The 15088-nt window shown below is 68.6% G+C and carries 9 protein-coding genes; 5 read left to right on the plus strand and 4 right to left on the minus strand.

Annotated features, from left to right (window positions below):
* From OHA70_RS11795 to OHA70_RS11805, 3 genes are all read left to right on the plus strand, one after another.
* Positions 1–2226 (plus strand): family 43 glycosylhydrolase, encoded by a 2226-nt coding sequence (locus OHA70_RS11795; RefSeq protein WP_328331586.1) that lies wholly within the window; start codon positions 1–3, stop codon positions 2224–2226.
* A 98-nt stretch (positions 2227–2324) separates the two neighbouring features.
* Positions 2325–3227 carry a glycoside hydrolase family 43 protein gene (locus tag OHA70_RS11800; RefSeq protein WP_328331588.1) on the plus strand — a complete coding sequence of 301 codons (903 nt, stop codon included), beginning with the start codon at positions 2325–2327 and terminating at the stop codon, positions 3225–3227.
* Positions 3228–3300: 73 nt separating this feature from the next.
* Positions 3301–4230 carry a hypothetical protein gene (locus tag OHA70_RS11805; RefSeq protein WP_328331590.1) on the plus strand — a complete coding sequence of 310 codons (930 nt, stop codon included), beginning with the start codon at positions 3301–3303 and terminating at the stop codon, positions 4228–4230.
* On the opposite strand, the gene pdxR is transcribed toward OHA70_RS11805, so the two are convergent.
* Positions 4217–5584 carry a MocR-like pyridoxine biosynthesis transcription factor PdxR gene (pdxR, locus tag OHA70_RS11810; RefSeq protein ID WP_328331592.1) on the minus strand — a complete coding sequence of 456 codons (1368 nt, stop codon included), beginning with the start codon at positions 5582–5584 and terminating at the stop codon, positions 4217–4219. The genes OHA70_RS11805 and pdxR overlap by 14 nt on opposite strands.
* A gap of 67 nt (positions 5585–5651) precedes the next feature.
* Between pdxR and OHA70_RS11815 the strand changes: the two genes are divergently transcribed.
* Entirely contained in the window at positions 5652–6338 is a 687-nt protein-coding gene (locus OHA70_RS11815) for a pyridoxamine 5'-phosphate oxidase family protein (RefSeq protein ID WP_328331594.1), read from the plus strand.
* A gap of 93 nt (positions 6339–6431) precedes the next feature.
* Positions 6432–12221, plus strand: coding sequence for a hypothetical protein (locus tag OHA70_RS11820; RefSeq protein ID WP_328331596.1), 5790 nt, complete (start codon positions 6432–6434; stop codon positions 12219–12221).
* Between the two features lie 11 nt (positions 12222–12232).
* Here OHA70_RS11820 and OHA70_RS11825 read toward each other — a convergent pair whose 3' ends face one another.
* The 3 genes from OHA70_RS11825 to OHA70_RS11835 are packed head-to-tail and all read right to left on the minus strand — an operon-like array spanning position 12233 to position 15079.
* A complete protein-coding gene (locus OHA70_RS11825; protein WP_328331598.1) occupies positions 12233–12874 on the minus strand; it encodes a TetR/AcrR family transcriptional regulator in 642 nt (213 codons plus the stop codon).
* Entirely contained in the window at positions 12874–14142 is a 1269-nt protein-coding gene (locus tag OHA70_RS11830) for a methyltransferase family protein (protein ID WP_328331600.1), read from the minus strand. Before OHA70_RS11830 ends, OHA70_RS11825 begins: the two co-directional genes overlap by 1 nt.
* A complete protein-coding gene (locus tag OHA70_RS11835; RefSeq protein WP_328331602.1) occupies positions 14135–15079 on the minus strand; it encodes an SRPBCC family protein in 945 nt (314 codons plus the stop codon). The genes OHA70_RS11830 and OHA70_RS11835 overlap by 8 nt, the downstream gene beginning before the upstream one ends.
* Positions 15080–15088: the final 9 nt, after the last annotated feature.

Raw genomic sequence — 15088 nt, forward strand, 5'->3', positions numbered from 1 at the left:
GTGCCTCCCAGACGTTTGCTCGCAGCAGTTCTCGCCGTCGCCGCAGTAGCCACCAGTACTACGGCTGCCGCGATGCCACCGAAACCATTGGTCACCCAGAACGCGATCTCATCACCCTTCGCCGACACCTTCGCCGACCCGTCGATCATCCAGGGCCGCGACGGTTACTGGTACGCCTACGCCACCTCCGATCCCCTGGTAGCGAACGGCCCGTTCGGCCTGATGCACATGGCCAGGACCAAGGACTTCGGCTCCTGGGAGTACCTGGGCACGGTCTTCAACGACAGCACCAAACCCGCCTGGGCCGCGCCCGGCTCGTTCTTCTGGGCACCGGACATCCGGTACTTCGGCGGCCGGTACGTCATGTACTTCACCGTCACCGACACCCTCGCCAACCCCGGTGGCGATCCGGGGATCGGCGTGGCCACCGCCCCGACTCCCGCGGGTCCCTGGACCGCCACCGACGGCCCGGTCGTCGCCCCGAAGCCGGACGGCAACGGCGGCTACTTCGGCACGATCGACCCGGCGATGCTCACCGCGGCCGACGGCAAGCGCTACCTCTACAGCGGCGGTTTCTACGGCGGCCTCTCCGTCACCGAGCTCTCCCCCGACGGCCTGCACTCGGTCGGCACTCCCACCCAGGTCAGCGTCGGCGACCGCTACGAAGGCTCGTACGTCGTCTACCGCGACGGCTGGTACTACCTGATGGGCTCGTCGAGCAACTGCTGCGCCGGCCCGACCACCGGGTACTCCGTCTTCGCCGGCCGCTCCAAGTCGCCCCGCGGACCGTTCCTCGACGCCGACGGGGTCTCGATGAACGAGTCGCGCGTCGGCGGTACGACCGTGATCACCCAGAACGGCAACAAGTGGATCGGCCCTGGCCACCACGCCTTCATCACCGACGCGGCCGGGCAGGACCACATCGTCTACCACGCGATCGACCGCGGGACCCCGTGGCTGACCGACCCGTTCGGGATCAACCGGCGCCCGCTGCTGATCGACGACATCGACTGGATCGACGGCTGGCCGCGCACGCGAGCCGGTGCTGGTCCGTCCGACACCCCGCAGCCTGCGCCGACTACGGGCTCAGCAGCCGGGATCAACTCCACGGATCCGGCTGGCGGTCTCCGGGGTGCGACCAGGCTGGCTGGTGACTCGCTTGGTGGACCCACTGCTTCCATCCGTGGGGCTGCGACGACGCGGCAGTCTGCGCCCGCCGGTTCGGTGCGGGTCGAGGCTGATGTGCGGCTTGGGAGCAGCTTTACTACCGTGGTCGGTGGTGGCGGGAATATGGTCACTGTTGGACGGGACAAGATCACCGTTGTTGCGGGTGGGCAGGCTGCGAGTGCGGCTTTGCCCGGGGACTTCGTGCGCGGGCAGTGGAATCACCTTGTGGTGCAGGTTTCTGGGGCCACCGTTACCGCTCGAGTCAACGACGCGGGGTTGGGCGATCTCTACGCGGAGGCACGGCTCGACGTACACGGCTTGAAGGTACGAGCGGCTCCGGTGAGCTGGCTGGGGACAGCAGAGGTGGACAACCTGACGGTCCGTTCGGTCGCGGAGCCGGTACGCCGGGCCGCCGCGGTCCCGGTCGCCGGGAAGGTGCTGGCCAACGACGACTTCAACGGTGCGGCCCTTGGTGACAAGTGGTCGTGGGTGCGACCGGACGCCAGTGCTGTTGTTGCTAATGGCAACTTATCGTGGCCGTTGCAGAACACCGATCTGGTCGGGTCCGGCAACAACGCCGGGCTGCTCTTCCACCAGACGCCGGCCAGGGACAGCTGGATCGCGGAGACGAAGCTGCACCTGGACCTCGGGGAGGGCGACATCCGCAACTACCAGCAGGCCGGGATGATCGCGTATCTGAACGACGACGACTTCGCCCGGCTCGGCGACGTGTCGATCTGGAAGACGCGGCAGACCGAGTTCGGCCGGGAGTTGGTGGCTCGACCGTCTGACGGCGCAACGATCTACGGCGGGGCGGCGATCGGGCGGCCGGCGCCGACGATGTGGATGCGGCTGGCCTATCACCGCAATGCGGCCGGGGAGCACGTGTACCGGGCGGGTACGAGCACCGATGGGAAGAAATGGACCTGGGGTGCGTCTTGGGTGCTGCCCGCTGGGGTGACGCCAAAGCTCGGTCTGTACGCCCATGGCGACCAGACCGGATCCAACCCACCGCCGGTGGCCACGTTCGACTACTTGCGGTTCTACGCGAGCAAGTGATGCCGCGCTGGCCGGGGTTGCTGCTGCTGGTATCACTGGCGGCGGGGTGCAGCAACCCCGGCGGTGCTCATCCCGGGGCTCCTTCTGAAGGGACTGCGATGGGTTTCACGAATCCGGTGTACGACGGCAACTTCGCCGATCCGCAGGTGATCGCGGTCGGTGCGCAGTACTACGCGTTCGCGACGAACGGGCCGCTCGGCAACATTCAGACGCTGAAGTCCACGGACCTGGTGTCGTGGGACCAGGTCGGCGATGCGCTGCCGTCGCTGCCTGACTGGACCTCGGCCGGGAAGGTCTGGGCACCGGAGGTCGCAGTCCATGGAGACGACCGATTCGTCATGTATTACACGACTTCCGACGATGCAGCGGGGCGGCAGTGTGTGGGTGTCGCGGTGGCCGCCGAGGCCAAAGGTCCATATGTCGACAAATCGAGGAAGCCCTTGGTCTGTCAGGTATCCGAGGGTGGATCGATCGACGCCAGCCCGTTCCAGGACTCGACCGGGCAGCGCTGGCTGTACTGGAAGAACGACGGCAACGCGATCGGCGTCGACACCTGGATCTACGTCTCCAAGCTGTCGCCCGACGGGCTGACGCTGGTCGGCGAGACGACCCGGCTGATCAAGCAGACGCTGCCGTGGGAGGGCAACCTGGTCGAGGCGCCGTACGTTGTCGAGCGCAACGGTAAGTTCCACCTCTTCTACTCGGCCAACGCCTACGACAAGGCGGAGTACGCCGTCGGTCACGCGCTCTGCGAAACCCCGGCCGGCCCCTGTGTGAAGTCGGGCGATCCCGTCCTCACCACCTCGGCCGACGCGGCCGGCCCCGGCCACAACATGGTGCTCGTCAAGGACGGCCGATACTGGTTCGTCTACCACGCCTGGGACCCGGCTCTGATCGGCGTCGATCCGCCCGGCCGGACGATGTGGCTGTCCGAGCTCACCTGGAACGGTGACGAACCTGTCGTCCAGCCGCCACAGCAACGTAATCCGGCGAAGCCCTAAACCTTTCTGGTCCGGTCCGCATCTAGAGGTATGAAAGCGATACACGCACGGACCAACCGTTTAGGGGACGATTGTGACTGCACGAAACCTCTTCCGCGCCGGCCTGGCACTCGCCGGGACGGCCGCGCTGAGCACCGCCGCGCTGGCCGCACCCGCACACGCTGCCGGCGCCTCTGCGACAAGTACCGTCGCGGCCTGCGAACTGAGCGCCGGATCGGTGACCGCGCTCGGCGGGCAGACCACCGGCTCGGTCGGCGGCATTCCGCCGGTCAAAGGCCAGACGAGAACGGCACACGGCGTGTACCAGCCGGGCAAGGTGCGGGTCAGCTCCTACTTCATCAGCGAGCCGAACATCTCCGGCCTGGACATCTTCGGCTACGTGCTCCAGGGCGACGGCCTCTACCGGCACTCGTACTCGCAGGACGGCACCGGTGAGATCGACACCTCCACGCCCAACTCGCTGACCAAGGTCGGTGGCGGCTGGACGAACTTCAAGGCGCTCGAGACCTCGGCCTACATCTCCGGCAACACCCAGCGCCACACGGCCTACGGGCTGCGGACCGACGGCAGCCTGTTCCGCTGGGACAACTCGGGCTCTTCGTGGCGCTCGACCGGCTCCACGGCCGGCTTCCAGTCGGTCAAGTCGCTGGCGCTGATCGGCAAGACCGCCACGTACGACACGTTCCTCGCCAACCTCAGCGGCGGCGCGCTCTACACGATCAAGATCCCGGCCACGAGCCCGATGAAGCCCGTCGTCACCAAGGTCCGCCCGTCCGGCTGGGGCGGCTTCGAGAAGCTGATCGCCAACAAGTGCGGCGTCTCCGGCACCCTGCTGCTCGGCATCGACAACGACACCAAGTCGGGTTACACCTACGCCGTCAGCCACGCCAACGGCGCTGCCACGGTCATCCAGAACCTGGGCAAGGTCAACGGCACCTTCCCCGACGCGGTGAACTTCCGTTGGGGCGTCGTCGCGGACCTCGACCCGCTCACCGGCGGCTGAGCACTTCGCAGAGGGTGTCCAAGGCCTGGTGGAAGTCTGCGTCGGTTGGGGTGGCGTAGCCGATCACCAGGCCTTGGGGGCCGGGGATGGAGCGGCGGTAGTCGGAGAGCGGGGCGACGATCACGCCGGCCGCTCGGGCCGCCGCGGCGATGGCGGAGTCGTCTGCTCCTGGGGGGAGGAGCAGGGTGATGTGGAGGCCTGCGTCCTGGCCGACGATCTGGCCGTACGGCTCCAGCACGGCACACGTGTGGTTGCGGCGTTCGGAGTACAGGCGTTTCGATCGGCGGATGACCTGGTCGAGGTAGCCGTCGCGGAGCATGGCCAGGAACGCGACCTGAATCGGCCAGGCGGGCCAGTCGCTCGCCTCTTCCCGGTACGCCGCCAGCCGGTCGACCGTCTCGGCGGAGGCGACCAGCCAGCCGAGTCGCAGCGACGGGCTGATGAGCTTGGACAGTGTGCCCAGGTGGACCACCCGGTCGAGGTCGAGCTGGGCAAGGGCGGGCAGCGGCGCTACGTCGTACCGGAACTCGCTGTCGTAGTCGTCCTCGATCAGCGTCGCGCCGGTCCGGCGTGCCCAGCGGATCAACTCGTTGCGTCGGGCAACGGGTAGCCGGCCGCCGAGCGGGTACTGATGCGACGGCGTGACGTAGACGGCCGCCAGGTCCGAGTCCAGCTCGGACACCACCAGGCCGTCCTCGTCGACCGGGATGTCGACCACCTCGAGCCCGTGCTGCCGGGCGGTGATCGCCGCACTGAGGTAGCCCGGGTCCTCAACGGCGAACCGTTCGCCGGGCCGGCCGCGGACGGTCAGCAGCAGGTGAAGCCCGTGCATGGTGCCGTTGGTGATCATCACGTTCTCGGGTCCACAGGAGATGCCACGGACCCGACCGACATGCTCGACCAGGGCGGCCCGTAGCTCTGGAAGGCCAGCGGGATGGTCGTAGCCACGCGCCGGTGGTTGAGCCGCCACTTCCCGCCAGGCGCGCTTCCAGCCGGCGTCCGACGTCGGCCCGACAAACGGGATGCCGGGGCGGAGCGTCAGGAGTTCTTCGTCCGCAGGCTCGGTCGGCCGCGCCCGCGGTCGGCGTACCGGCGGCAGCGGTACTACGTCCGCCACGTAGGTGCCCGAGCCGGTTCGCCCCGCGATCCAGCCCTCCGCGTGCAGCTGGTCGTACGCCGCCTGTGCCACCGAACGCGACACGGAGAGGTCCTTCGCCAGATCGCGAGTGGACGGCAGCCGATGCCCGGCCTGCAAGCGCCCGTCGCGAATGGCCGCGCGGAATTGTTCGGCCAGCTGGAGGTGCAGCGGGCCGGTGCCGTCGCGGCTCAGGACGAGCGGGAGCGAGCTCTCCAAAGTGGACTACCTGATTCGGGCGGGAATGGACCGTGCCAGCATGCCACTGAGCCGTCAAGCTGGAAACATGACCACCACACCACTCTCCCCGACCACCCGGACCAAGCTACGCCGGGAGAAGGAACGCGCCGCGACCGAACGCACCGCGCTGCACGAGGTCCTGCTCGACGGCATGTTCTGCCACCTCGGCGTGATCGTCGACGGAACCCCGCTCGTGCTGCCCACGGCGTACGGAGTGGACCTCGACGCCGGCGACGACGGCACCCTCTACCTGCACGGCTCGGTGGCCGCGCGCAGCGTGGTGGCCTCGCCCGACCAGACGATCTGCGTCACGATCACCCACACCGACGGCCTGGTGCTCGCCCGGTCTGCCTTCCACCACTCGGTGAACTACCGCTCGGCGGTCATCTTCGGCGTCCCCCGGCTGCTCACCGACTCCGACGAGAAGCTGCATGGCCTCAACCGGATCGTCGACCACCTCGTCCCCGGTCGCTCCACCGAAGTCCGCCCGCCGAACCGCAAGGAGCTCGCCAAGACCTCGGTCCTGGCCCTCTCCCTCACCGAGGCCTCGGTCAAGTCCCGCTCCGGCGCTGCGAACGACGACGAGGAAGACCTCGACCTCCCGCACTGGACCGGCCTGATCCCGCTCCGCGTGGTGGCCGGCCCGCCGATCACCAACCCGGACTGCAACGTGATGGTCCCCCGTCACATCGACTCGAGAGCCAACAACCTCGGCGCCGCAGCCCTCATCTGACGGCCCGCTCCAGCACGGCGCGTAGCTGCGAGACTACTTACTGTGATATGTAGGTGACGGCGTCCGCCCGCCACCGACGAACGGGGATCACGGATGGGTCGGCTACGCCTAGGGCTTGCACTGCTGCTCGTCGCCGGATTCGGTCTGGTGCCCACGGCAACAGCCCGCGCGGAAACGATCCGCACCTTCGGCAAGGTGTTCGGCGCCCAGACCAACGGCGGGATCCGGATCACCGGCAACGCGCTCGAGACCTGTGACACCGCGGACACCGCCTGCAGGTCGGCGCTGGGCGGCAGCAGTGCCGGCGCCTCGAACAACGAATGGACGATGCGCCTGCTCGACGCGGACTCCGATGCGACGACGAAGTCCTCGTCCGCGGCCACGGTCAGCCTGCCCGACGGCGCGAAGGTCCTGTACGCCGGTCTGTTCTGGGGATCCAGTCGCGCCGCAGGCACCGGCGGTACGGCGAGTGCCGGCGACGGCACGACGATCAAGCTCAAGGTTCCGGGAGAGCCGGCGTACCAGACGATGACGGCCGGGCGGACCGACTATCTGAGCGCCGGGACCAAGGACTACTCCTCCTACCTCGACGTCACCGGGGAGGTGCAGAAGGCCGGCAGCGGTAAGTACTGGGGTGCAGATATCGCCGCAGGCACAGGATCCGACCGGTACGCCGGCTGGAGCCTGGTGATCGCCTACGAAGACCCGGACGAGCCACTGCGCGACCTGACCGTCTTCAACGGCTACGCGCGGGTGACCACGGGTGACGTGATCAAGACCAGCATCTCAGGCTTCTTGGCCCCGCCGAGCGGCGCGGTGAACGCCCGCTTCGGCAGCGTCACGTACGAAGGCGACGCCGGCATCAGCGGCGACTACTTCGCGGTGAACGGCACCCGGCTCGCGGACGGCCAGAGCCCGTCGGCGAACTTCTTCGGCAGCCGGGTGACCGATGCCGGCAGCAACCTCACCGACCGCCAGCCGGCGGCGCTGAACAACCTCGGTCTGGACGCGAAGGTGGTGGACGGCGCCGGCATCCTCGCGAACAGCGCCACCAGCGCCGAGCTGACCTTCGCCAGCACCGGCGACTTCTACTACCCGGCCGCGCTCACCACCCAGATCGACCTCTACGCCCCGGCGATCAAGGGCACCAAGACGGTCCGCAACCTGGCCGGCAACGCTCCGGCGAAGATCGGCGACACCCTCGAGTACGCCCTCAGCTACGGCAACACCGGTGACGACGACGCGCTGAAGGCCGTGGTCCGCGATGCCCTGCCGTCGAACACGACCTACGTACCGGGCTCGCTCGCGGTGTCCGCGGGCGCTGGGGTGGGCGCCAAGACGGACCAGCCCGGTGACGACCAGGCGGAGTACGACGTCGCCTCGCGAACCGTCCGCTTCCGGGTCGGCACCGGAGCGAACGCAACCACCGGCGGCCGCCTGAAGAAGAACCAGAGCACCACGGTCCACTTTCAGGTCACCCTCGACGACGCCTCGGCCGGGACCACGGTGGTGAACACCGGCTACCTCGACTACACGGCCGAGACCCTCGGCAAGCCGTACACCTACCGCGCCGACGAGGTCCGTACGCCGGTCGCGGCGTCGGCCGATCTCCAGCTCACCAAGACGGGTACGCCGGATCCGGTACCGGCCGGCGCCGACCTGACCTACACGATTGTCGCCAAGAACAACGGTCCGAGTACGGCGAAGGACGTCGCGGTCACCGACACCCTGCCCGACGGCGTCGAGCTGGTCGCGGCCAAGCCCGCCCAAGGCACGTGCACGCCGGCCGCCGGCAAGGTGGACTGTGTACTCGGGGAGATCCCGTCTGGTGCGAGCGTTTCGATCGCGGTGGTGGTCCGGGTTCCGGCCGCCGGCACGGCGACTGGTCTGACGAACGTCGCCACCGCGACCACCTCGACCTCCGACCCGAATCCCGCCAACAACACGGACTCGGTCACCACCCCGGTCACCCACGTCGCCGACCTCTCCCTCGACAAGGCGGTCGTCCCGACCAACCCATCGGCCGGTGAGAGGGTCAAGTACACGCTGACCATCCGCAACAACGGCCCGTCCGAGGCGCAGCAGGTCCGGATCGCGGACTCGCTCCCGGCCGGTCTGACGATCGTCGATGCGCAGGCACCGCCTCCCGCGGGATGTTCGGCGGCCGGCCAAGAGATCACCTGTCTCGTCGACAGCCTGGCAGGCAAGGCCACGCTGGTCGTGCAGATCACCGCGACCCTCGATTCGGCGTACCAAGGTGGTCCGCTGACCAACAGCGCTGCGGTCTCCAGCACGACTCCGGACCCGGACCCTTCCAACAACACCGGTACGGCGACGCTCACGCCGGGCGATCCGAAGGCCGACCTGATCGTCGGCAAGCAGACCGTCACGACTCCGGTGGTCCCGGGCAAGCCGGTCACCTACCGGATCTCGGTGCACAACGACGGCCCGTCGGATGCCCGCGCGGTCCAGGTGGCCGATGACCTGCCGGCGGCCTTGAGCGAGGCGACAGCCGACTCGACGGCCGGCTCCTGCACGGTGTCGTCCGGGCAGGTTCGCTGCGTGCTCGGCGACCTCGGAGCGGGCTCGACCGCCACGATCACCGTCACGGCCAAGGTGTCCGCGACGGCCACCGGGACGCTGGTCAACAGCGCGACGGCGACCAGTACGACGCCTGACCCGGAGACTGCCAACAACACCGGCCGTACCTCCGACAATCTCAGCGCGAGCGCGGACCTGGCGATCACCAAGACCGCGCAACCCGCGCCGGTCCAGGCCGGCAAGCCGGTCACCTACCTGCTGACGATCACCAACAATGGTCCGTCCGCCGCGCGATCGGTGACTGTGACAGACCCAGTTCCGGCCCCGCTGAAGTACGTCTCGGCCGCCTCGTCGAAGGGCTCTTGCGACCAGGCCGACGGCACGGTCACCTGCGCGGTCGGAACCGTTGCCCCGGGTGACGAGATCACCATCAGTGTGGTCGCGAACGTCCCGTCCGGCACGCCGCCGAACGAGCTCGCCAACACAGCCGAGGTGTCATCGCCGACCCCGGATCCGGTGGCCGGCAACAACACTGCGACGTACACACTGCTCACCGGCGCGCAGGCGAACATCACGCTGACCAAGTCCGTCAGCCCGGACCCGGTGGTCGCTGGCGCGGCGATCACCTACACGCTGACCGTCGGGAACGTCGGGCCCTCCGACGCCCAGAGCGTGAGCATGGACGACGACGTACCGGCCGCCGTCACCGGCGTGAGCGCGTCGGCGACCGGCGGCGCGACCTGCAAGGCCACCGACGATCGAGTCACCTGTGAGCTGGCAACACTGGCTGCGGGCGACAGTTTCGTGGTCACGGTTACCGGCACGGTCGCTCCGGCCACCCCGCCAGGAGCGCTGACCAACACCGCCTCGGCCGGTGCGAAGACGCCGGAGGATCCGACCGACTCCGACAACACCGCGACCAGTACGACGACAGTCCAGGCGCGGGCGGATCTCTCGATCGCCAAGTCCGCCCCCGCGACCGTTGTTGCAGGCAACGAACTGAGCTACACGCTGACGGTTCGCAATTCCGGTCCGTCCGACGCTGTCGGCGCCGTGGTCACCGACACGTTGCCCGCGGGGACGACCTACGTCCGCGGCTCGAGCTCGGCCGGCGAGTGTCTGCAGGATCCGTCGGTCTCGGAGCCGGTCGTGATCTGCCCGGCCGGTCGCCTCAGGCCGGGCGCCGAGCTGATCGTCACCGTGCTGACCAAGGTCGATCCGGCCATTGCCCCCGGCAAGCTGGCCAATGCCGCGACGGTCAGTTCGCAGACGCCCGATCCGAACGACGCCAACAATCGGGACACCGCCGAGACTGTGGTGACTGCTGAGGCCGACCTGTCGATCAGCAAGTCCGTGAAGCCGGATCCGCTCATCGCGGGCGGCGATGGGCTCTACACCCTGACGGTGCACAACGCCGGTCCGTCCAGCGCTCAGGCGGTCACGGTGACCGACACCCTGCCGGCCGGCGTATCGGTGCTAGAGGCAACCAGTGCTGACGGCGACTGTACGACAGCCGTGAGCTGCACGCTCGGGGCAATGAGCCCGGGCGCCGACGCCGTCGTACAGATCCGGGTCAGGGTCGACTCGAAGCAGACCGCTCCGATCACCAACGCGGCCGGTGTCACCAGCACGACACCGGACCCGAACGAGTCGGACAACACCAGCACGATCACCACCCAGGTCGACCAGGCCGCCGACGTCGAGGTCATCAAGACCAGCGACGAGAAGTCGGCGACCGCCGGCGGTGGCGTGACCTATCGCCTCACCGTCGTCAACCACGGCCCGTCCGACGCGACCTCGGTCGTCCTGACCGACACGCTCCCGGCCGGACTCACCGTGCTGAAGGTCGAGCCCGATTGCAAGGTCATCGGGCCGAAGATCGAGTGTGCACTCGGCAAGCTTGTTGCCGGCGGCTCGGCGAAGGTTGTCGTCACCGCGGCGCTCGACTCCGGCTACACCGGCACGACGGTGGAGAACACCGCAACGGTGACCTCGCCGGTGCCCGATCCCGATGACACCAACAACAGCTCGACCGTCACGATCCCGGTCGGAACCAGCGCGGACGTCCAGGTCACCAAGCAGTCCCAGCCGGGGACCGTTACCCCGGGCAGTACGTTCGACTACGCGATCGTGGTGACCAACACCGGCCCGTCGGTCGCGCGTTCGGTGGTCGTGACCGACCCCGTCCCGGCCGGTCTGACCATCGTGTCGGCCGGCACGCCGTGCCAGGTCGACGGATCCACGGTCCGCTGCGCACTCGGCGACGTACCGATCGGGCAGCTGCTCCTCTCGGTGCGGGTCAAGCTGGCCGCCGGGTACGACGGCGCGCCGGTGACCAACACCGCGACCGCCACGTCACCGACGCCCGATCCGGACAAGGACAACAACACCGGTACGAGCGTCTCGCCAGTGGTCGCTCAGGCGGACCTGGCCATCACCAAGACGATGGCCCCGGCCGACCCGGTCGCCGGTGCGAAGGTGACCTACACGCTGACGGTGAAGAACAACGGCCCGTCCGACGCGCACAAGGTCGTCATCACCGACCAGTTGCCGCGCGGCCTGACCAACGTGTCTGCGACGGCCCCCTGCGTCCTGTTGCCGCCGACGACGCCGGGTGCGCCCGATGCTCCGGACGCTGGGACAGTCCAGTGCGGTACGGCGTCGCTCGCGGAAGGCGCGACTCTCACGGTGACGATCACGGCGACCGTCGTACCGGGGTTCAACGGGGAGCTGGAGAACGTGGCGCGGGTGGGGTCGGCCACGCCGGATCCGGTGACCACCAACAACGAGGCGAAGGTCAGCGGTCGCCCGGGCAGGTCGGCGAACCTCGAGGTCTTCAAGACAGCGTCAAGTCCGACCGTGGTCGCCGGTGGGTCGTTGCGTTACCGGATCGCGGTGCACAACACGGGTCCGTCGACGGCGCTGAAGATCTCCGTCACCGATGAGCTGGCGGCCGGACTGCGGTTGCGGACGACACCGGCACGGTGCAAGGCCACCGGGCAGCTCCTCACCTGCTCGCTCGACCGGCTCGACCCTGGTGCGACGGCGGTGATCGTGCTCGACGTTGTGGTGGATCCGAAGTACGGCAGCAAGTCGGTGGTGAACACGGCGACCGCGACGTCAGGAACTCCTGACCCGGACCCGAAGGACAACACCAGCACAGTCACGGTCACTGTCGCGCCGCCCGGTCAGCCCAAGCCGACACCGCATGTACCGGGTGGTGATCTGCCGGACACCGGTAGCCCGTTCGGGTTCGGGGTGGCAGCCATGGCGCTCATCCTGTTGGCGGCCGGGACCGTGCTGATCGTGGTCGACCGGCGAACCGGTCGACGCAGTCGCTGAACGCGAGGCCCTTACGGGCTGAGTGGCCGCAGCTTCCGCCTGACGACGCGGCTGGTGACCGGGCCGAGGTTGTCCAGCTCGGTCAGCAGGGTCTCGGTCAGTACTGCGAGCTGCTCGAGCGACCCCAATGCGCGGGTCGCGCCGGCGGGGTCGATCCCGTCGAGCAGTTCGATGCCGACGAATCCCGCCGAGATCGCCCTGGCCAGACCGCCCAGGTCGACCAGCGGGAGCAACGGGCTGCCGGCAAGCACTCGCTGCAGGGTCTTCTCCACCTCGACCACCCAGAGGTTGATCGCATCGGCGACCGCTGCCCCGACCACCTCGTTGCCGCGAGCACCAGCGAGCAACTGAGCCAGTACTGCGACGTTGCCCTCAGCATGCTCCGTGTCGTGCACCCGGCGGCCGACTGTGAGTAGCTCGGCGAACGTACTCGCCTTGTCGAACTCATCCCGGTAGAGCGCGATCCGCTGCTCCGTACTGGTCCGGCAGGCCTCGGCAATCAGCTCGTTGACCGTGCCGAAGTGGTAGAAGACCAGCGCCTGGTTCTGCCCGGCAGCCGCGGCGATGTGCCTGGCGGAGGCCCCGGCGAAGCCGAGTTCGCCAATGGTCTGCAGCGCGGCCTGTAGCAAGCCTGCCCGGGTGTCCTTCGCCATCATGTCTCCTTCGCCATCGGCAGCTGCCGTGGTCCACCGCCCATCCCGTCGACCAGCAACTGCAGCATCGGGCGGACCACGGGCAACCTGATCGACCAGCCCAGGTATGCCCATCCCGGACCGCTGTGCTCCAGTCCACGGGCCACAGCTGCCAGTCCGCTGGCCTGGAGGCCGTCGGGTCCGACGTACAGAGCCCGGCGCAGCCCGGCCACCGTATATCCCTCGGCAGCACGGATAGTGAGGTCCCGTGGGTTGGTGCACTCAACTAGAGCCCGCGTCTGCCGGCAAATGATGCAGGTGTCCGATAGATAGAGCGCAGCGGGTTCTGCCACGTACGGCCTGCGCCTGACTCGCCACTGCTTCACCTCCGCGTCATAGGCCAGCCACTGCCTTCCCAACCGGCTCGCCAGATCGCCGCGCTCATGCAGGTCCGCCACGAAGCGGACGAACGCCAGTGCCCCGACTGCCGCCGCCGCAAGGGACCAGCTGTGGGTCCCAACGGCCAGCAAGGCGAGCATCAGTACTGCGGACACCTGCATGGGGTTGGCGATATAGGCGTACGGCCCGGTCGTGACCAGCCTGCTCGGCGGATCCCACGGGTACGGCGTACCACCGCCACGGACAGCGAACTCGACCATCCCCGACAACGCCGGTACTGCGGCCAGCGCCATCAACTGCAGGACGCTGGAGCTCCGCCACAGCGGGTCGTCGACCAGATGACTCCAGCCGCCGTCGCCACGAGCCATCACCGCCGACGGGAGTAGCCAGAGGGTCAGCCCGGTGAAGGTGAGCAGTTGCAGGACCACTCGACAAGCGAGCTGCTGCTGGTCGATGGTCCACCTGCCCAGGAGCAGGGCGGGTGGCACTCCCAGCAGGAGGCTGACCAGTTCGCCGTACAGCCAGTGGTGGTTCAGCTGGAACAGGCTGTCGAGGCTGGGCATGAGGAGGACGTCCAGCCAGCCGTAGAAGAGCACCACTGCCCAGACCGGCACGCGACGCCGGAGCAGGAGCGGTATCGGTCCCCAGAGAACGGCCCAGCCAAGCCACAGGTCCAGCGGGACGTCTAGGAAGAGTCCGCCGGTCACCTTGAACTGCCACCAGCCAGCGGCAAGTGCGACCTGGTTGGCCACGCCGACACCGACGAAGGCACTCAAGAACGACAGCAGGACTGCTCCGGCCGTCCTGTGATCAGGTCGCCGCCACAGGACGACGGCCAGCCCGACCGGTACGACCAGGCAGAGCCAGCGCAGTACCGCGGTCTCAAGCATCGTCGACCAGCCCGAGCGAGTCGGCGAAGTGATCGAGACCTGCTCCGACCATCGCGCCCTCGATAGGTCCGAAGTACCAGCTGGGGTCGAGCCGGCGGGTGAAGGAGAGCTCCATTGTCACCGCGGTGTCTCCGTCTGCCCGCGGAGTCAGCCGGATCACCGCTCGTTGCCAGCTGAGCCAGCGCTGCGTCTTCGACTGGTCCGAGACGACCGCGAACTCGATCCGCCGATCGTCCCGCGAGCGGACCTCGGTGACGATCGGTCCGCCGGCCATCGTGAAGGTCCACCTGGTCCCGACGGCGAGCCCGTCGCCACTCGCGGCCGTCGGCGTCGGGTAGCCGCTGAACCTCAGCAGGAACGGCCGGGTGGCCGAGAAGTCCGGTCCGCGCTGGAGCCGCTGCTCGACCTGCTGCGGCGACATCGCGACCACCCGCTCGGTCGTCACGGTCTGGACGGGGTCGACCCGGTAGGCGGTGCCCTCGAGGCTGGCGAGCAGCAGGAGCGGTACGACGGCGAGCGCGGCGCGCCTGCGTTCGTCGTACTGGCGGGCCTGCCGAACGATCTCGGCGCCGAGATGGCCGACGCCGTAGACAAGGGGTGCGGCCATCAGTACGCAGGCGGCGCCCTCGTGCAGGAAGGCCGAGGTGATCAGCAGGCCGAAGGTGACCACCCGGAAGGTCAGTCCGTGCAGGCTCTTGGCCGGTGGGGCGAGGGCGATGATCACCGCCAGAACCAGCGGCACCCCGACGAAGAGCGCGGCGGTGTCCAGGTGTCCGCAGCGCACGAGCAGAAACGGCGCGGTCACCCCGGTCACCGCGACGATCCCGAGGGCGGCGACGCGACCGCCCCGGCTCCCTGGGGTGGGAGCCGGGGCCGGTTCGGGCGCCGGGTACGGCGGTTGGTGGTCGGACGGGTCTGGAGGCTCAGCGGGCGTCATGCTCGCCAG

Source organism: Kribbella sp. NBC_00382 (assembly GCF_036067295.1).
Classification (GTDB): domain Bacteria; phylum Actinomycetota; class Actinomycetes; order Propionibacteriales; family Kribbellaceae; genus Kribbella.